General features: G+C 44.7%; 16 protein-coding genes and 1 tRNA gene. 6 read left to right on the forward strand and 11 right to left on the reverse strand.

The features are described from left to right. Nucleotides 1-7 precede the first annotated feature (7 nt). A tRNA-Tyr gene (locus QQ041_RS06110) sits at nt 8-92 on the forward strand. A 162-nt stretch (nt 93-254) separates the two neighbouring features. Beyond that, nucleotides 255-929: a Crp/Fnr family transcriptional regulator gene (locus tag QQ041_RS06115; protein ID WP_123305447.1), complete on the forward strand. Its 675-nt coding sequence runs from the start codon at nt 255-257 to the stop codon at nt 927-929. 30 nt (nt 930-959) lie between these two features. Here QQ041_RS06115 and tsgA read toward each other — a convergent pair whose 3' ends face one another. The 3 genes from tsgA to QQ041_RS06130 form a co-directional block, all read right to left on the reverse strand. Further along, nucleotides 960-2147 (reverse strand): MFS transporter TsgA, encoded by a 1188-nt coding sequence (gene tsgA / locus QQ041_RS06120; RefSeq protein ID WP_285953321.1) that lies wholly within the window; start codon nt 2145-2147, stop codon nt 960-962. A gap of 72 nt (nt 2148-2219) precedes the next feature. Beyond that, entirely contained in the window at nt 2220-2927 is a 708-nt protein-coding gene (gene deoD / locus QQ041_RS06125) for a purine-nucleoside phosphorylase (protein ID WP_285953322.1), read from the reverse strand. Between the two features lie 268 nt (nt 2928-3195). Beyond that, complete coding sequence (locus tag QQ041_RS06130) at nt 3196-4116, reverse strand: TIM44-like domain-containing protein (protein WP_048668476.1); 921 nt, start codon at nt 4114-4116, stop codon at nt 3196-3198. Between the two features lie 197 nt (nt 4117-4313). On the opposite strand from QQ041_RS06130, the gene QQ041_RS06135 reads away from it, so the two are divergent. The 3 genes from QQ041_RS06135 (at nt 4314) to QQ041_RS06145 (ending at nt 7863) form a co-directional block, all read left to right on the forward strand. Next, nucleotides 4314-4904: a TetR/AcrR family transcriptional regulator gene (locus QQ041_RS06135; RefSeq protein WP_146491729.1), complete on the forward strand. Its 591-nt coding sequence runs from the start codon at nt 4314-4316 to the stop codon at nt 4902-4904. A gap of 17 nt (nt 4905-4921) precedes the next feature. Next, nucleotides 4922-6796 carry an MFS transporter gene (locus QQ041_RS06140; protein WP_285953323.1) on the forward strand — a complete coding sequence of 625 codons (1875 nt, stop codon included), beginning with the start codon at nt 4922-4924 and terminating at the stop codon, nt 6794-6796. 146 nt (nt 6797-6942) lie between these two features. Then, nucleotides 6943-7863, forward strand: a complete 921-nt coding sequence (locus QQ041_RS06145) for a YeiH family protein (protein ID WP_285953324.1) — start codon at nt 6943-6945, stop codon at nt 7861-7863. A gap of 103 nt (nt 7864-7966) precedes the next feature. On the opposite strand, the gene QQ041_RS06150 is transcribed toward QQ041_RS06145, so the two are convergent. Both QQ041_RS06150 and QQ041_RS06155 read right to left on the reverse strand, forming a co-directional pair. Further along, nucleotides 7967-8131: a hypothetical protein gene (locus QQ041_RS06150; RefSeq protein WP_186728075.1), complete on the reverse strand. Its 165-nt coding sequence runs from the start codon at nt 8129-8131 to the stop codon at nt 7967-7969. Between the two features lie 106 nt (nt 8132-8237). Continuing rightward, nucleotides 8238-9116 (reverse strand): LysR substrate-binding domain-containing protein, encoded by an 879-nt coding sequence (locus tag QQ041_RS06155; RefSeq protein ID WP_146491726.1) that lies wholly within the window; start codon nt 9114-9116, stop codon nt 8238-8240. 193 nt (nt 9117-9309) lie between these two features. Here QQ041_RS06155 and nagE point away from each other — a divergent pair, with 193 nt between their 5' ends. Then, the gene (gene nagE / locus QQ041_RS06160) at nt 9310-10755 is read left to right on the forward strand and encodes an N-acetylglucosamine-specific PTS transporter subunit IIBC (protein WP_186728077.1); all 1446 of its coding nucleotides are present in this window, start codon (nt 9310-9312) and stop codon (nt 10753-10755) included. A 110-nt stretch (nt 10756-10865) separates the two neighbouring features. Here the strand turns inward: nagE and menE are convergent, their stop codons facing one another. From menE to QQ041_RS06190, 6 genes are all read right to left on the reverse strand, one after another. Next, entirely contained in the window at nt 10866-12296 is a 1431-nt protein-coding gene (gene menE, locus QQ041_RS06165) for an o-succinylbenzoate--CoA ligase (protein WP_285953325.1), read from the reverse strand. 52 nt (nt 12297-12348) lie between these two features. Continuing rightward, a complete protein-coding gene (gene menC / locus QQ041_RS06170) occupies nt 12349-13356 on the reverse strand; it encodes an o-succinylbenzoate synthase (protein WP_146491724.1) in 1008 nt (335 codons plus the stop codon). Nucleotides 13357-13431: 75 nt separating this feature from the next. Then, nucleotides 13432-14298 carry a 1,4-dihydroxy-2-naphthoyl-CoA synthase gene (gene menB, locus QQ041_RS06175; RefSeq protein WP_285953326.1) on the reverse strand — a complete coding sequence of 289 codons (867 nt, stop codon included), beginning with the start codon at nt 14296-14298 and terminating at the stop codon, nt 13432-13434. A 102-nt stretch (nt 14299-14400) separates the two neighbouring features. Beyond that, nucleotides 14401-15201, reverse strand: a complete 801-nt coding sequence (gene menH, locus QQ041_RS06180; protein ID WP_146491723.1) for a 2-succinyl-6-hydroxy-2,4-cyclohexadiene-1-carboxylate synthase — start codon at nt 15199-15201, stop codon at nt 14401-14403. Between the two features lie 9 nt (nt 15202-15210). Next, nucleotides 15211-16935, reverse strand: coding sequence for a 2-succinyl-5-enolpyruvyl-6-hydroxy-3-cyclohexene-1-carboxylic-acid synthase (gene menD, locus QQ041_RS06185; protein WP_285953327.1), 1725 nt, complete (start codon nt 16933-16935; stop codon nt 15211-15213). Beyond that, on the reverse strand, nt 16932-18239 hold the full coding sequence (locus QQ041_RS06190) for an isochorismate synthase MenF (protein WP_146491721.1): 1308 nt from the start codon (nt 18237-18239) through the stop codon (nt 16932-16934). The genes menD and QQ041_RS06190 overlap by 4 nt, the downstream gene beginning before the upstream one ends. Between the last annotated feature and the right edge of the window lie 205 nt (nt 18240-18444).

Genomic DNA, 18444 nt, shown 5'->3' on the forward strand with positions numbered 1-18444 from the left:
ACACCCTGGAGGGGTTCCCGAGTGGCCAAAGGGAGCAGACTGTAAATCTGCCGGCACTGCCTTCGATGGTTCGAATCCGTCTCCCTCCACCATATTCTCCTTAATTGGAAAATCGAAAAGCCAACTCATTGAGTTGGCTTTTTTCGTTTCTGTGTATAATATTTCACTGTACCCGTTACCTTTCTCGCTCAACGCTCTGATAATCTATCATCCAAATTAAGAAACTTATCTCAACAACTGAATTAAAACCAAATATGCAGCTACAAACCCTAGGAAAAGGTCGCTTCGAAACTGAGTGGACCGAAGACAAGCAACTAATCGAACAAACCATTCGTGATTGTATTTGTACGAGCAGAATATTTCAGGAAAATGAGAAGTTATTAACTCAAGGAGAGCATGTAGAGAACCTATACCTTGTCGATTCAGGAAGGGTTTCTATGGGGATGACGGCTCGAAACGGTAAAACATTTTTGCTAGGTACCCTCGAGTGTGAGCAACAAGTTTTCGGAGAGATGGAGTTCTTTACCGGATACCGCTGCCAGATGGATATTATGCCAATCGAGCCTGTCAGCGTATCTATCATTGATGCACAAAAACTAAAGAAATATTTGTTAGAGCAACCTAAGCTCTCTCTTTATTTCGCCAGTGCTATCGCTATTGACTATCAAGACACCGTCGAGATCCTAACAAGGCGTCTTCTGTATCCGATCACTTACAATGTTGCCTACGACATTTATCATCAATATTTGAATGACTTACCCGTCGATGGCTTTCAAAAAAACTACCTTGAAGCAGAACGTTTTGCTACAACTGATAGAGTCTACCGCCGCGCAGTGAAAGAGCTTGAGAGCAAAGGTTTTATAGCGAAAGAAAAGAAAGGCTTAAGGATTCTTGATCTAGAAGGGCTTAGAAAGTTTGCGGAACAATAAAGGCCTGCGCAAATGCAGACCTTTTCGGGGTCACTTAAACCGATAACTATTTATGCAGTTTGAGTTTGATTGGCTTGCTTTGTACTTTGTAGATGCAATAAGCATCACCAACACAACAGCATAGATAGCAGGGATGGCATACATAACCGTTTGTAAGCCAACAATACTTTCCATCATAGAGCTAATCGCAGGGCTAAACATTGCACCAGCACTGCCACTAACCAATATATAAGAAACATTCTTACTTGATGCATTGCGAACAAATGACACACCATAAGCAATGAAAGCATTATAAAGTGCGGCGCAAGCAAACCCGTAACCATAAGTCAGGTAAGAGAGCCATTCTAGTTTGTTTGTCGTTACAATGACGCTCGTTATCACCATTGCCAGCGTAATAATCGTCAATAAGAAATACTGAATCTTCATGCGCGACACAATGACAGTCGAAACTAAAGCACCAACCAACGCTGCTGACCAATACTGAGTAATAATGTTACCCGCTTGTTCAAATGGAATATCAAACTTCTCTTTCACAAACATTGGAGCCCAAGTTAAGAAAGTATAAAGGGCAAGCATTCCTAAGAATAATCCGATACCACCACTGATAATGCCAAAGTTCCATTCAGACTTTGATTCAGTTTGTGTTGCGCCTTCACCACCACACTGGCTGAAGTTAGTCAGCAAAGCGATAAACATTGTTGCCAAAGCAACTACGCCAACACTCAAGTAACTGATGCTCCAATTCATAGCATTAGTAAGTGCGTAAGTGGTAATCAGAGGGAACACAACACCTGCAATGTTAAATGTCGCGTCTTGTACTACTAACATTGTGCTCTGAATTTTGTCTTTCCATAGTGAAACGACAATAGTACCAGCGATACACAGACCAACACCGCCACAAAAACCAATGATAGTCATGCATAGCATCACGATAGATAACGAAGGTGCTATGTAAAGGCCTAATGAGGACAGCGCGATAATGCCGTAGCACAGTACCGTCATGCGTTTAATACCGACTTTTTCAATTAAGAAGAAAGCCGCAATAGTTCCGGCAAGTGCTCCGCCATTTAATAAAGAAAATATTGATGCTACTTCATTTACATTCGCGTTAAATGCATTGGCTATTGGCTCGACCAACATACCAAATTGTGTCGCAAAGCCCGCCATAACAAAATTAGCGAGGAAACTGATAGCAGTGAGTGTCATTTTATTTTTCATTGTTCACTCCAAGGGCTCGTAGGTTAGATGTTTTAATTTGGGAGAGCTTAACGTTAAGCCCTCCACACAGGCTTAAGCTTTGATTGCCGTTTCTAAAGCAATTTCAATCATGTTGTTGAATGAAAGCTGACGCTCTTCTGCTGTCGTCTCCTCACCCGTGATACAATGATCAGACACCGTCAGGATCGCTAATGACTCAATACCAAATTGTTGTGCTAGCCCGTATAAGCCTGCAACTTCCATATCGATACCAAGCACTCCAAAACGCTCCAAGGCAGGGATAAGGTCTTCATCAGGATCGTAATAAAGGTCGCCAGTGAACACGTTGCCAACTTTTACGTCTATATTCTTCTCTTTTGCTGAAAGGTAAGCATTATGTAAAAGCTCAAACGTTGCCGATGTCGCCATGTGATAGCCACTGCTGCGCTTGGCATTAGTTGGAGAGTCTGTACCGGCGGCTTGTGCCAAAATCACATCACGCATCATCACATTTTTCTGCGTTGCCCCAACACTACCGATACGAATAATGCGCTTCACACCAAAGTCATTAATCAGTTCATGGCCGTAGAGAACCATTGATGGTACACCCATGCCATGCCCCATAACTGAGATACGCTGCCCTTTGTAATAGCCAGTGTATCCAAACATGTTGCGAATATCGGTCACGAGCTTTGCGTCTTCTAAGTAGGTTTCAGCAATGTATTTCGCTCGTAGTGGATCACCCGGCATAATTACCGTAGATGCGAAATCCTCAGCAGTGCCAGCAATATGTGCAGTCATAATGTTTCCTTATTTGTTTTGTTGGAGCAATCATAAGGAGCAATGGCACAAAGCATTGAGGACAAATGTCCGCTTTCAAAGTACTGCCTCTCAAATTTGAATCATCTCTAGCAAAACCATGGAACTCATTGTTCTAAGGGCCCGGACATTACTTACTGGCTATCCTAAAAACACAAAAAGCCCCTGCAGATTTCTCTGTAGGGGCTTTCAATTATTAGGTGTTATTCCGATTAACTACATCATATTGATGTTTAACTAAATCGTGGAATTAACCTTGAATACCAACAATTAACCATGGTGCATTTTGGGTCGTTAGATCACGCTCTAAATGCCAGATATCAGTAATGTCTTCTTCTATACCTTCAGCTGAATCACGGTAGCGACCACTAAACTGAAGGCTTAGCTGTGCTTTGCTACCGTCGTGGTCTGCACGAACGATTTCAGCATCAACGTACATTACGTCTGTGTGCTGATCACCATCTAGCTTGTTACGCTCAGCTTTCAGATCTTCAAATAGGCTTGGAGATACGTATTCTTCAATCGTGTTTAGCTCGTTGTGGTTCCATGCACCTTGCAGTGTACGGTAGTGCTCACGAGAGCCATTGATGAATGCCGCTTGATCAAAGCCCGGTGGGTAGTTATGTGGAACATCGCTTTGCGCACCAAAACCGAAACCACCAGCACCATTTTGTGAATGAGGTTGTGATTGAGGCTGTGCTTGCTCGAAGTTATGAACATTTGGCTGTTGCTTAGACTGTTCAAACTTATTCTGACCCATGCCGCCGAATGCCGGCTGTTGGCCACGTGTATTCTGCTGATTCATAGAGCCCTGCTTCGCGCCTAACATTCCACGTAGGAACTTAAACGCTAGGAACGCAATCAGACCCATGATCAGAATATCCATAAACTGGATACCTTCAAATGCGCCACCAAAGAATGCAGCTAAAAGACCACCAGCAAGTAAACCACCTAGCAAACCGCCCATAAGGCCTTTTTTGCTTGAGTTAGCTGCTGTGTTCTTACCCGTTTGATCTTGTCGGATCGAATTCGTGTTTTGTTGTTTTGGTGCTGGAGCCGTTTTAAAGCTTTTGCCAAATGACTTACCACCACCAAACTTTTTCGCTTCCGCGATTGGCGTCACCGCGACTGTTACCAACAGGATCGCGACTAGTGAGAAAAATCGTTTCATTATTATCCTTTATAGGGTTCTTTATCTTTCGACACCTTAATCATACTCGTTAACAAAGAACAATGAAATATTCACGGCGTTTACACATGTATCATAATATTGCGGCTATTAATTGATTACTAAACTAGCGAAGGGATTGACGGCACTCAGGGGCAGCATTAAAATATTGAACGATGTTCATTTAATAGAAACTACTCATGGCAAGACGAAACGATCATACTCGAGAACAATTAGTGCAACTAACCTTAAAGACGGTGACCGACTTCTTAGAAGAGCACTCCTATCACGAGTTAAGTTTACGAAAAATTGCCAATATGATTGGTTATGTACCAAGCACCTTGGTGAATGTATTTGGTAACTACAACTTACTACTTTTGCACGTTGTAGCTCAAACATTAGATGAACTGACGTCAGAGTCCGCTGCAGCGGTTGAACAATCGAGCAACCCCCAACAAGCTCTATTCAACCTTGCATACTGCTACCACGATTTTGCACAAAAACACCCTCACCGTTGGCAGCTTATCTTTGAGCACAACATGAACGGTGAAAACCTTCCTGAATGGCAATCAAACCGCATCGATAGAATGACAGGCATGCTAGAGCAGCTGCTAGTAGCGATTGGCCCTGAACATACTAAAAGCGAAGTCGTTAAAGCCAGCCGTGTATTATGGTCTGGAGTACATGGAATTACTCTACTTAGCGTTGATGATAAGTTTTTCGCCGCTGAGCCAATTGATGGTAAAGAGTTGATCAATAACCTAGTCTCAAACTACTTAACCAACTGGTAATCATCCAAGGAAAGACAATGAACAACAGCAGCCAATCTTCGCTGTTAATGCAAAAAAGGTTCCTACCCTACTTTATTACTCAATTTCTAGGAGCCTTTAATGACAACATATTCAAAAATGTCCTGTTACTGTTTGTTGCTTTCGCTAGCGTAGACACGCTGCCTATTTCCAGTAATTTATTCATAAATTTGGCCGCTGGCCTTTTTATTCTGCCCTTCTTCCTATTTTCTGCTTTGGCCGGAGTCTTGGCCGATAAATACGAAAAATCTTGGTTCATTCGCAAAGTTAAACTCCTTGAAGTGGTGATCATGTCACTGGGGGCGATCGGCTTCATCTACGAAAGTTACGGAATACTGCTACTGCTTCTGTTTCTAATGGGAACACAAAGTGCCTTCTTTGGCCCAGTTAAGTTCGCCCTGCTTCCACAACAACTAGAAACGAAAGAACTGGTATCTGGCAATGCGCTCGTCGAGACAGGTACATTCTTAGCGATCCTGATTGGAACTCTAGGTGCCGGTATTATTGCGTCTGAAGAAGAGGCGAAGCTCATTGCTGCGGTGTGTATTGTTTCGTTCGCTGTGCTTGGCTATCTATCGAGCTGCTTTATCCCACAAGCGCCAAGCAATGCACCAGACCTTACAGTGAAGTGGCAACCTATAAAGCTCACCCGCGCAACACTGGCGATTGCCAAAAAAGACCGCCCAACCTTTCAAGCTCTGATGTCGATCAGCTGGTTTTGGTTCCTTGGTGCGGCTTACCTAACTCAGTTTCCAAACTTCACCAAACTGCACCTAAACGGCACAGAAAGCTCAGTCGCATTTTTACTGGCACTGTTCTCGGTAGGCATTGCGATTGGCTCTTTGGCTTGCGATAAGTTGTCTAATCATCGAATTGAAATTGGTATCGTGCCAATGGGCAGCTTAGGTATCTCGATCTTTGGCCTTTTAATGGCGATATCCATTCCAGAGTCTTTGCCTAACTTTAACTCTTTCCATCAGTTCGTGATGTATTCAGAGCTGTGGCCGCTGTTTGCTTATCTTCTACTACTGGGGATCTCTGGCGGTATCTTTATTGTTCCTTTGTATTCACTGATGCAATTACGTGCAAAACCAAATGAGCGTGCCCAAGTGATTGCAGGGCTCAATATTTACAATTCACTGTTCATGGTGGGAAGCGCAGTTTTAGGTATTGTTTGCCTTAGTGTTCTAGAGCTTTCAATTCCACAGCTGTTTGTGTTGCTCGCGTTGGGAAACACTTTGGTTATGCTGTACCTGTTTCACCAGGTGCCTATATACGCTTTCCGTTTCTTTACATGGGTAGTCACTCACACCATGTATCGAGTGAAGCATAAGAACTTACATCACCTGCCAGAAAAAGGTGGCGCATTGATTATCTGCAACCATGTGAGTTATATGGATGCATTATTGCTGAGCGCCGTTTGCCCTCGCTTGATCCGCTTTGTGATGGAAGAAGATTACACCAAGTTGCCGCCTATTCGACGTTTCTTGAAAAGAGCTGGGGTGATTCCAATCTCCGCAACCAACCGTAGCTCTATTCGAAATGCTTTTAAAGAAGTAGAACGCGCCCTGCATGAAGGCCACATCGTGTGTATTTTTCCAGAAGGAAAGCTAACCTCTGATGGCGAAGTGGCTGAGTTCATGCGTGGTATGGAGCTGATCATCAAACGTTCTCCTGTCCCTGTGATTCCAATGGCTCTCAAAGGATTATGGGGCAGTTACTTTAGCCGTTACAAAGGCCGTGCCTGCAAAGGGTTACCCACTCGCTTCTGGACTAAACTAGAGATAGAAGCTGGCGAGCCTATTTCACCTAAAGAAGCCTCTTGTGAAACTCTTCGACAGTCGGTGTCCAATCTTCGCGGCACCTTACGCTAAATAACCTTTACCGTATTCATATCAACTGAACAAGCGTTAAGTTTTCCTTAACGTTTGTTCAATTCATTTAGACTTACTTATCATTTTATTGAACGTATAGTGGTCTCATTACAATAACGTCACTACAAAACAAGACTCTAAATACAATGAACCTAAAAAAGTCCGTTCCGTTTTATCTTGCTGCACTATTTTGCTTAACGCCCTGGGTCAGTTCCCCGACAGCCCTCGTTATCGGTTTCCTACTGGCTAGTTTAGGTTTAGTTCCTGAACACTTGGAAGTCGGTAAACTCACCAAGAAGTTACTGGCCTACTCGATTGTTGGCTTGGGGTTTGGCATTCAGTTTGAAAAAGCACTAGCGGTAACAGGCGATGGTATTGGACTCATTGTAACGACGATTATTGGTACATTAGTCATTGGTTGGTTCTTGGCTAAACGAATGGGGCTAGACCGCACAACAGGCTACCTTATATCTTCTGGTACCGCGATTTGTGGTGGTAGTGCGATAGCAGCTGTGGCACCCGCGATCAAAGCAGACGATGAACAGATTGGCTTGGCGTTAGCCACTGTATTTGTGTTGAACTCGGTAGCTCTATTCTTGTTCCCGATGATTGGCCATGCGCTTGAATTAAGCCAACAGACTTTCGGTACCTGGGCAGCAATCGCGATTCATGATACTTCTTCAGTTGTTGGTGCAGCATCAGCTTATGGTGAGGAAGCACTGACTACCGCGACAACATTGAAGCTCGCTCGTGCACTTTGGATCATTCCAATTGCTTTGGTTAGCGCTATGATCTTCAAAAGCGATCAAAAGAAGATTACCGTTCCCTACTTCATTTTCTTCTACTGTGCGGCTATCGCGGTAAGTGACTTATTGCCACAGTTTGAGATGGTGTATCAAGGGATCTTTGACGTGTCTAAGCGTGCGTTGGTTGTGTGTCTGTTCTTGATTGGCTGCGGCATCTCAGTAGAGAAACTGAAAGCGGCTGGGCCGAAGCCATTGATGTTTGGTATTTCGATGTGGGTGATGATTTCTACAGGTTCGTTAGCTTGGTTGACCCTCGCATAACTTCTAGGGAGTTAAATCTCTAACAACATCACGAAGCACAAAAAAAAGGTAAAGCTCATATGGCCTTTGCCTTTATCATTTGTCATCTATATTGACCAAACTACTATTCAAACAGGGGCTTATCACTCTTATTGCTCTCTCTTTTCATTAAAACAAGTACCACAACCAACACAAATGCGGTGAGTTCAGCCAACGAGCGAGTCAACCCTGACGAAGTGACCGCTTGGCCTATCTGCAGTAAAACCGCAATGATGAGGGCAATTTTCATAATAAGACCTTATTCTATAATCCGTTATTTGTATGGCTTATTATGATGGATGGTTATAAAGATAATAAATTCTGTTTTGAACTATCTAATTGCTAAATTAACTAACCTAGCGTAACTGCCCCTCTAACCACTTAATAAAGGTTCTTACCTTAGGACGTTTTTCCGTGCCTAACGGGCAGATTAAGTCATACCCTTTGTCAGTATCCATACTCGGATAAGGCGTTATGAGCTCACCAGTCTCAATGTACTGCTTAACAAAATGATAGCGCCCCATCGCGACACCGATATTGCTGAGGGCACTTCTTACGCCCATATCCCGGTGGCTCACGCAGTAAAATTGCTCAAACAAGTTCACATCCAAGCCATGGTGTTTAATCCAACGCTGCCATACATCTGATCCTAGTGCATGAATGAAATTAATCCGGTGCAGCGATTCTAAGCCATCATCAAAGATGTCGTGCTCAGCCGCGTAACTCGGTGTACACACCGGAATATACTTTTCACCAAACAGGCGCTGTCGATGCATGTCTTTGAGATCTTCAGCACCATAGTAAATGGCGACATCGAGATGATTTTGATGAAAATCCTGCTCTTCTTGCGAGAAGATGTTGAGATTAAACTTTGGGTATCGCTGTTTAAAATCAGCCAATCTTGGCAGTAACCAACTGTTGGCAAATGCAGGACTAGTACCGATATTGATCTGTCCATACAAGTCTGTGTTGGTAATGTCTTCGATCTCACCAAAAATAGAGCTTAACGACTTGGATAACGTTCGTTGAAAACGCTGGCCTTCTTCAGTCAGTTCCAGTTTACGAGTCCCTCGCACAAACAAGTTAAATCCGAGTTCACCTTCTAACACTTTGATTCGATGGCTAACGGCTCCCTGAGTCAGATGCAACTTTTTCGCCGCTAGCGTAAAGCTCATTTTCTCTGCAGCAACATTAAAAGTATGAAGATTTCTAAGTAAAGATTGATGGTTAGCCATACGAACTCATGCATTAAAAATTTTAATTCATACTACTACCCGTTTCGTTTGTTTGCATTAAGAAATAAGTTTTTAATAGCCGAAGTTACTTAAAACCCTGCCTCGTTCAATCTTTGACTCCATACATTGACGAGCAGAAACATTAAAAAAATTAATTACAAACTTAGGGGCACATATGAATATACTCGGGTATATGCAAAAAGTAGGTAAGGCATTAATGGTTCCCGTAGCCACACTGCCAGCTGCAGCAATCCTTATGGGGATCGGCTATTGGCTGGATCCTGTTGGCTGGGGTTCAGAAAGCATCTTAGCCGCATTCTTGATCAAATCTGGTGGTGCGATCATCGACAACATGGCGGTTCTGTTCGCGGTGGGTGTCGCATTTGGTTTGAGCCGAGATAAAAACGGCTCAGCCGCATTGTCTGGTTTTGTGATGTTCCTCGTCGTCACCACGCTACTTGCTCCAGGCTCTGTCGCTCAATTAATGGATGTTGAACTAAGTGAAGTGCCAGCAGCATTTGGCAAAATCAGCAACCAATTTGTGGGTATCATAGTAGGTATCATCTCAGCTGAGATCTACAACCGCTACTCAACCGTTGAACTTCCTCAGGCTTTGGCGTTTTTCAGTGGTAAGCGTTTGGTTCCTATCCTGACTTCAATCGCAGGTATGGCTCTCTCTTTTGCTCTACTATACATCTGGCCAGCTGTTTATGACGCTCTGATCGTTCTAGGTATAAAGCTAGAAAGCATGGGCGCAGTTGGTGCCGGTCTGTTTGGTTTCTTCAACCGTTTGTTCCTATCAGTTGGTATGCACCACGCACTGTACCCAGTGTTCTGGTTCGACGTTGTTGGTATTAACGACATTCCAAACTTCTTGGGCGGCGCGCAATCTATTGCTAACGGCACAGGTATCCCTGGTAAAACAGGCATGTACCAAGCGGGCTTCTTCCCTATCATGATGTTTGGCCTACCAGCAGCAGCATTGGCGATGTACCACTGTTCTGATGCGAAAAATAAGAACCAAGTATTCGCTATCATGCTTGCGGCGGCTATGGCTTCATTCTTCACAGGTATCACAGAGCCGCTTGAGTTCAGCTTCATGTTCCTTGCTCCGGTACTTTTCCTACTACACGCTGTGTTAACAGGTTTGTCGCTTTACATTGCGGCAAGCATGGAGTGGATGGCAGGCTTCGGATTCTCTGCTGGCTTCGTTGACCTAGTACTATCAAGCCAAAACCCACTAGCGGTTAACTGGTACATGCTACTGGTTCAAGGTGTAGTGTTCTTCGCACTTTATTACTGCATTTTCCGCTTCGCTATCATCAAGTTCAACCTACGCACTCCGGGTCGTGGTGAGGAAATGGAAGCAGAAAGCGAGACTGCATCTCCTGAAGCATTAGTTAACCTAACCAACAACTACATTGAAGCGATTGGTGGTGCTGACAATATCCTTGAAGTCGATAACTGTATTACTCGCCTACGCCTAACAGTAAAAGACTCATCAATCGCCGACAGTGACAAACTGAAGAAACTGGGAGCGGCAGGTGTGGTTCCGGTGGGTAAAGGTGGACTGCAAGTTATCATTGGCTTAGGAAAAGTGGATAAGGTCGCAGAACAAATGAAGAAGGCACTCGCTTAACACGGCACCTTTGATGACAAGATAAAACAATAAGAATTTGTGATGGCTTCACCACCATCACAACCCCCTGAAGCGCAATTACGACTAGTCACCGTGTATTGCGCTTCGTTTTATTTAGGGCGAACCTCTTGTAACCACTGTGCTAATCCCGCTCTCGATACCTTGATGCCTAGTTGTTCTTGCTCTGGCATGCGGTAGTACTCGATCGGGCATTTAAACCGCTCTAGGCTTCCTTGTAGTTGCTCTGCAAACCACTCTCTGGTTGGCATTTCATCACAGTCAACAATCGCAACGGGTCTAAAGCCAAATTCACTGTCTTCAACGGGTATGATAAAGGCTTGCTTAACCTCAGGCAGTTGACTGAGTGATCGCTCAATTTCTTCACAGTGAATATTCTCACCGCCAGAAATAAACTGATTGTCGGCTCTGCCAATAATCGACACTTGCTCTCCATTCCATTGACCAAGATCTTTACTATCAAACCAGCCATCATCATCCACCAATGGAGTTAAAGTGCCTTGATAGTAGTAACCAGAAGCGAGGGTATTGCCTCCAATATAGATACGTTGGTTTTCAATTTTCAATTGACGATGATTCAGCACAAAACCGGCAGTGCTGCTCGCATCAACAGGCTTTGCCGTCACCGTTGAGGCCGCTTCTGTCATGCCGTAGCCAAGCCATGTTTCGATACCCATTTGTTGAGCCTCAAGCCCTAGCGCTTCTGGAATATGGCTCCCACCTAACAGCACATGAGTTAAAGTAAGTGCTTGCTTACCCTTTAATAACCTATGCAGTTGCGTAGCAACTAACGAAGCATGGCTACAACCTTCAATGTCTGATTCAAGCTTACCAGAACCTATTTTTATACAGCCACCAGCAACGAGCCAACGATGAACAACTGCCAGACCAGATACATGGTACATAGGTAAACTCAGCAGCCACGTATCACTGCCTTTAAATTGGAAAACATCCAATAACCCGGCAGCAGAACATAGGTGCTGCTCAAGTGTATGAGCCACCGCTTTCGGGTTTCCGGTAGAGCCCGAAGTAAATACGATACTCGCGAGGTTTTGAGGATTGAAATAAGAAAGTTCTGACGTTGCTGCTGGTTTGTCATCAACATTCAAGTCACTCAAGCAAGGCAATGTAAGTAACTGAGTGTTTGGTTCAGCAATGTCTGATTGATTTAAACCACTACTTTCTAACAACCATAGATAACGCCTAGCCGACGGCCTATAAAGCGATTCAAGCTTTTGTACTAAGCGAAGTGATGGCTGAGGCATAGTGAACGCGCAAAGCACGCCTAGGTTCAGTGCCGCTAGATAAACGGGGAGTACTTCTGCTTGGCTCTTACCAACAATGGTCAACACGTCGCCTTCCAAGAGGCCTTGTTCTGATAGCTGTTGTTGGTAATCACTCACTAACGCCACAACTTGCAGCCAAGTATAAGCGCAGTTGGGAGTAACGAATGCTGTTTGATGTGGGTTCTGCTGCGCCCACTGTACCCAAAGCGGGTGATGATTAGATTGTGGGCGCATCATAAGATAACCAAGTTATAGGTTGAAAACGGTCTAAGCCAATCGAACGATCAGCCTAAGAAGACCAAATCAGTTGCTGCTGTTCAAGAGTAGCAACAGGAAGCTGGCAACCCGGCCATGAAACTTCTAACTGTTGCTGATACAAACCAATCGTATCAAGTCCCGGTACTTCATTAGGCAAGTACTGCTGTGCTAATCGCGCAATCTGAGTTAAGCCAAGGCTAGACTCAATACTTGAGCTTAGAACCGGCTTAATACCAAGCTGCTCCGCACGCTCAATGATTGCAACACAACGCTCTACTGAACCAATCAAGGTTGGCTTGATCACCACAGCCTTAACACCCGTTAAGTCGCTTAAATCAAATTCAGGGTTACGCACCGCTTCTTGCAGAGTTTCGTCCCAAGCAATCGCCACACCGTGGTCAATAGCAAAAGCTAAGCTGTCTTCTGGCTTTTGGCAAGGTTCTTCAATAAAGCTAATACGCTGACGCAGTGACGGCGAAATGTACTTAATGAACTGCTTCGCTTTTTCTGGCTTCCACGCACGGTTGGCATCAAGCCTTAGAGTCAAATCCGGAATCGATTCAAGAAATAAACTAACAAGCATGCCATCACGAATCGCTTCATACAGGCCGACTTTCACTTTCGCGACTTTCTCACCTTCCATCTCATTCAGCACCGGAATCAGTTCATCTGGATCTCCGGTACACAAAGGTGCCGCTTGGTAGTTACCTTCTGTGTTGAGTTCGCCTCGTAATTCCATCATCGCCATCGAAAAACCGAAGGCAACAGAAGGATATAGCTCATTAAAAGGCGTTTGAGGGTTGTTGTGACTCCAAAGCTCTAATTCATGTTGGAGCTGAATACCGGCTTGTTCGGCATCTTCTTGACTGAAGCCCGGCAGAGGTGCAACTTCGCCAAAACCAGTTTTACCGTCACACTCAAGTTGGATGATATAGCCAACACGTTCGTTCAATTTATTATCACGAAGAACCACTCCACTATCCATAGGTAATTGATAACGGTAGAGTTTAGCGTGACGCTGAGAATTCACTGAGTTCATAAAGTTTCCTAAAAAACGAGGAACATCAAAACAAAACGAGCCGCTATTAGCGACTCATTTTTAAGAGGAGAAAGACTATGGATTACGCGGGAACTTGTCGAAGTCCGGTCGACGTTTTTCGTTAAATGCGTTGCGGCCTTCTTGGCCTTCCTCTGTCATGTAGAACATCATGGTTGCGTTACCAGCCAACTCTTGTAGACCAGCTTGGCCGTCACAGTCTGCGTTCAGTGCAGCTTTCAGGCAACGCAGTGCCATTGGGCTATGTTGAAGAACTTCACGACACCAACGAACGGTTTCTTTTTCTAGGTCAGCGACAGGAACAACGGTGTTCACTAGGCCCATATCCAATGCTTCTTGAGCATCGTAGAAACGACATAGGAACCAGATTTCGCGCGCTTTCTTCTGGCCAACAATGCGAGCCATGTAAGAAGCACCCCAACCGCCATCGAATGAACCCACTTTAGGACCCGTCTGACCGAACTGGGCGTTTTCAGCTGCAATAGTAAGGTCTGCCATCATGTGAAGTACATGACCGCCGCCTACTGCCCAACCCGAGACCGCTGCGATAACTGGTTTTGGACAAGTACGAATTTGACGTTGGAAATCAAGTACGTTCAGGTGGTGTGTACCTAAGTCATCTTGATAGCCGCCGTAGTCACCACGAATACTTTGGTCACCACCAGAACAGAATGCCTTCTCACCAAGACCCGTCAAAATGATCACGCCTACTTTCTCGTCGTAACGAGCATCAGCCAGTGCATTAATCATCTCTTTTACGGTTTGTGGACGAAACGCATTGTGGACTTCAGGACGCGCAATCGTGATTTTCGCAATACCATCGTCAGACTTGTGGTACTGAATATCTTCATATTGACTGCTTTCATCGCTCCAGTTAACTGCCGCGTAAAGTTCTTCTTCTGTGATGCCTACTGTTTTAGCCATGGTGATTCCCATTGTTCTATTAGAGACCACGACTAACGAGTAGTCGTGACGGTGTTGCTCTGCTTTTGATAGTGCTTGATACGAGAGAACCGCTCAGTCAGATTAACGACGACTGGCGATACATTGGATTATCAGGTTAGAAAACAGCTCGGGTTGCTCAAAATGAACATTATGACCCGCGTAATCCACCTGACTATATTCAAAGCCACTATTCTCAGCTAGCTCCATGAATTTACGATCTTTTTTTCCACATACATAATGCAATAAATGCTCATGAGATTTCAATGTGGCACGTAAATCCGGTTGCTTAGCTAACGAAGTAGATAACAACATATTTGCTACGGATACACCAAGGTTACCACTACGCTTTATGACCAAAGTTTGTCTTTGCTCATGATTTAGTGAAGAAAAGACGCTTTGTTGATACCAATCGTCTAAAACATCTTCAATCGACTGCTGTGCAAAGCGAACAGCCCACTGCGTATCATGTACTAACCTTTGTGCTCTTTCTTCATCACATTCCAAGCCAAAGTTGCCACCTTCAATGATGACTTTCTCTAGATTGAGCGTCTCAAAGCAAGGGCTTGTCACCCCATACATTGCAAGCCTTCCGCCCATAGAGTACCCAATCACTACGATAGGGTAATCGGCAGGAAGATCGTTGAGCGCCAGTTGAGATGTGATGCACTGGACAATTTTCTTGCAGCAATGATCAAACCCTACTGGATCGATAAAGCGACTTTGTCCATGTCCGGGTAAATCTATGCAAAGGAGAGGAAAGTCCTCGAGGAATGGATGACATGCACTCCAATCATCCCCGCTTCCGAGTAAACCATGTAAAAAAACAAGCAAAGGTTTGTCAGAAGAATCTTGTACAGCTGGGTAATAATTGGAGTAAAGCATGTAAAGTCCTTAGGCTAATGCCTCGGTGAGCATTGAGCTGAATTGTCTCAGCAAAGTAGACGCTTGTTCGGGAGGTGTCTTAACTTCCACGATCAAGGTACCCTGACCCTGTTCGAAATGTTGTTCGATAATGGTTTGGTAGCCATTCAAGGTTTCTGGCGCAGCGTATCCAAGCTGGAATTGCGCAGCAGCGTATTCAAAACTGAAACCATGAGGCATTTGATAAAGTGACTGTTTCTGTTGCTCAGGTACCGGCAACAAATCAAAGATCGCACCACCATCATTGTTAGTCACAACAATAACCATCGGCGTTAAATTATGAGTCAGCAAAGCCAGTGAGTTGAGGTCGTAAAGCAGAGAAGTATCACCAATCAACATCAACAGAGGGTTCTGGTTAACTTTCACTACACCCGCAGCCGTTGCCACCAAGCCATCAATGCCCGATGCACCACGATTACTATAAACTTGATTCGCAGATATTGACGACAGCATATCCACCAGCCTTACCATCAAGCTGTTTCCCACAAACAACTCTCTGTCTTTAAGTCTAGACGACAAGTCAACTGCAACACTCAACTCTGTCAGTTGATCATTATTGGATATTTGTGCGAGTGCGAGTTGCTGAACGGTATTTGCAACCTTGATTAATGGCGTCGCCCAACCCGAATATTTGCCTAACAAAGTTGGCAGGTGTTGATCGGTGATCCATAACTCGATATTAGCAACAATATGAGTTTGCGGCAGATGGTTTTGGTTTATACGGTGCGCATCAGGTGAAACGACAACATATTGAGTGCTATCGAACAAAGCCGCTTGTGACTTAACCCATTGGTTTAATCGCTTAGAAACGATACGCTCGCCAAACTGAAGAATAAAATCACACTGGCTAAGCTTCGCTTTGGCTGCATCACTTTGCATCCATAAATCATAGTGTTGCCAATCACTGTTAACTCCTGATTGAGGGTCACAGAAGATAGGCCAGCCCAGAGCAGAAGCAAACTGCTTGGCTTTGGTTGCGGCTTCGTAGTCGATAGAGCCAATAACCACCGCACCTTTACGCGCTAGATAATCGCCCGGCGCTAATGGCTGTACAGTCAAATGATTGGGTAAACAAGTATTAGAATACGGGCTTGTTGACGAGATCCACCTTGCCACACTGTTAGTGTAATCAGCATACATGTCAGCACTGTTCTTTGAATAGAGCGGCTCTGGAAACGGGCAATTAATATGAATCGCACCGCCAACATTGCGTTGTTTCGCAAGCGCGCTATCAACCGATGTTAGGAGCCAATTCAAAGAAACCTGTGTGGTTGGGCTTGGTAGATTTAAAGCACTTGCAACATGGGAAGAAAAGATACCCTGTTGTTGAATCGCTTGATTAGCGCCGCAATCCACTAAATCGATTGGTCGATCAGAAGTCAGTAGGATCAGTTTCTCTCGTGTCAAACCAGATTCAGCCGTCGCAGGAAGCAAATTCGCAACAGCGGTTCCTGATGTCACAATCACCGCAACGGGTTTATCACTTGCTTTTGCTAAGCCTAAAGCTAAAAATCCAAGACCACGCTCATCAAAGTGCGTGTGTAAGGTTAACTTGGGGTTGGCTTCAGCTTCGAGAGTTAACGGCGTTGAGCGAGATCCCGGTGCAACACAAACATGTTCAACACCACTGCGGGCTAACTCTTCTAGTAACGTGTGACACCAAACTCTATTTAATACGGCTTGGTCGTGAATCATGACGCCACACCCAGTGGTGGGTGATCAGAAATTAGGCTGAGTAAAGTAGACATCTTCTTGTTCAATTCTTGCCACTCATGTTCGGCAACCGATCCCGGCACGATCCCCGCGCCAGCAAACAGCTGTACTTGATCATTTACAATCAAGGCGCTTCGAATCGCTACGCAGAATTCAGCTCGCTGATGGCTGATATAGCCCACAGAACCTGCATACCAACCTCGGGCAAACGGTTCGTGTTCAAGAATAAAATCCATCGCTTCTTTACGCGGCAAACCCGCTACAGCAGCAGTTGGCTGTAATGCAGCAAGTAACTGCACACCATTAACACCATTATTAAGCTGAGCATGGATATTGCGCTTCAAATGCTGCACCTTACGCAAGCGCACTAGACGGGCATCCTTTTCAACATGGACCGTTTGAGAATGAGGAGTGAGACGCTCAATGATGTCGTCGACCACATACTGGTTCTCGTTGAGGTTTTTGCTGTCTTGTGAAAGCCAGTTTGCTAGCTCCATATCTTCGGTCGCGTTCTCGCCACGACCAATGGTCCCAGCCAGTGCTTCTGTATCGAGCTCAGTGCCATGTCGGCTATATAAGCGCTCAGGCGTCGAACCAATAAAGCTGTGTTTTGAATCCAGTACCAACATAAAGTGGAAGCTGTGGTGATTTTGCAGATAACTCGCTTTAAGTAGTTGAGCCGCACATATAGGCGCATCAAGTTGCAGCGTGGTTTTACGCGCTAAAACCACTTTCTTATATTCTTCGTCACTGATGCCTTTGAGTACCTTCTCGACCAAACCGCCCCACTGTTCTCTTTCTGGAACGTGGTTAATCTGTTCAATATGAGCAGACAAGGGAGCCAGTATCGCCGCTTCCACAGAAAGCTTATTCAGAGCATTAATAGAAGAAACGCGATCAGGGGACAAGTTAACTGCCAGCGACCAAGTATTGTCAAAGCGGATCAATTCAACCTGAGGAAGGAAGAAAAACGACTCCATGCAACGACGGTTCTTTGCGGTGTGCCCGTCAAACGAGCGTCCACCCCAGATTCGTTGGTCTTCACCAAGAATCGCGTAAGCGGGTGCAGGATCTGAAAACGTATGTAACTGTCCGAGCGCAACCACCTCTTCACGAGTGTCGCGTGACTGCCAGTAGAACTTAGGAAAGAGCGGTTGAGCATGAAGCCATTCAATAAATGCAAACGATGGTTTTTGCGTTAGAACTTCAACACAACGAACTTCACTTGCTTGGGCATTTTGTACTCGCTCAATCAAAGCGGAGATAGTTTGTTGGAAATGTGACAAATCGACCTCGTTCACATCTAAATTATTATTATATTAGTTTGATACTTTATGGGCAGTACCCACTTAGATCAAGAATGTACTATATCTTTTCAACATTCCTGTGATTTTAAGCGATCCCGCCCCTTTATTCATCTTAGCCAATAACCAACAAAGCTATTAATTAAAATTTAGAAAAGAGTGACAACAAAAAGGCTAAACGTGACAC

It is taken from the genome of Vibrio sp. TMPB1044 (assembly GCF_030442075.1).
Taxonomy (GTDB): domain Bacteria; phylum Pseudomonadota; class Gammaproteobacteria; order Enterobacterales; family Vibrionaceae; genus Vibrio; species Vibrio satsumensis.

Coding starts and splice junctions, on each gene's coding strand:
- QQ041_RS06115 (WP_123305447.1), top strand. CDS start 255: ATGCAGCTACAAACCCTAGGAAAAGGTCGCTTCGAAACTGAGTGGACC.
- tsgA (WP_285953321.1), bottom strand. CDS start 2,147: ATGAAAAATAAAATGACACTCACTGCTATCAGTTTCCTCGCTAATTTT.
- deoD (WP_285953322.1), bottom strand. CDS start 2,927: ATGACTGCACATATTGCTGGCACTGCTGAGGATTTCGCATCTACGGTA.
- QQ041_RS06130 (WP_048668476.1), bottom strand. CDS start 4,116: ATGAAACGATTTTTCTCACTAGTCGCGATCCTGTTGGTAACAGTCGCG.
- QQ041_RS06135 (WP_146491729.1), top strand. CDS start 4,314: ATGGCAAGACGAAACGATCATACTCGAGAACAATTAGTGCAACTAACC.
- QQ041_RS06140 (WP_285953323.1), top strand. CDS start 4,922: ATGAACAACAGCAGCCAATCTTCGCTGTTAATGCAAAAAAGGTTCCTA.
- QQ041_RS06145 (WP_285953324.1), top strand. CDS start 6,943: ATGAACCTAAAAAAGTCCGTTCCGTTTTATCTTGCTGCACTATTTTGC.
- QQ041_RS06150 (WP_186728075.1), bottom strand. CDS start 8,131: ATGAAAATTGCCCTCATCATTGCGGTTTTACTGCAGATAGGCCAAGCG.
- QQ041_RS06155 (WP_146491726.1), bottom strand. CDS start 9,116: ATGGCTAACCATCAATCTTTACTTAGAAATCTTCATACTTTTAATGTT.
- nagE (WP_186728077.1), top strand. CDS start 9,310: ATGCAAAAAGTAGGTAAGGCATTAATGGTTCCCGTAGCCACACTGCCA.
- menE (WP_285953325.1), bottom strand. CDS start 12,296: ATGATGCGCCCACAATCTAATCATCACCCGCTTTGGGTACAGTGGGCG.
- menC (WP_146491724.1), bottom strand. CDS start 13,356: ATGAACTCAGTGAATTCTCAGCGTCACGCTAAACTCTACCGTTATCAA.
- menB (WP_285953326.1), bottom strand. CDS start 14,298: ATGGCTAAAACAGTAGGCATCACAGAAGAAGAACTTTACGCGGCAGTT.
- menH (WP_146491723.1), bottom strand. CDS start 15,201: ATGCTTTACTCCAATTATTACCCAGCTGTACAAGATTCTTCTGACAAA.
- menD (WP_285953327.1), bottom strand. CDS start 16,935: ATGATTCACGACCAAGCCGTATTAAATAGAGTTTGGTGTCACACGTTA.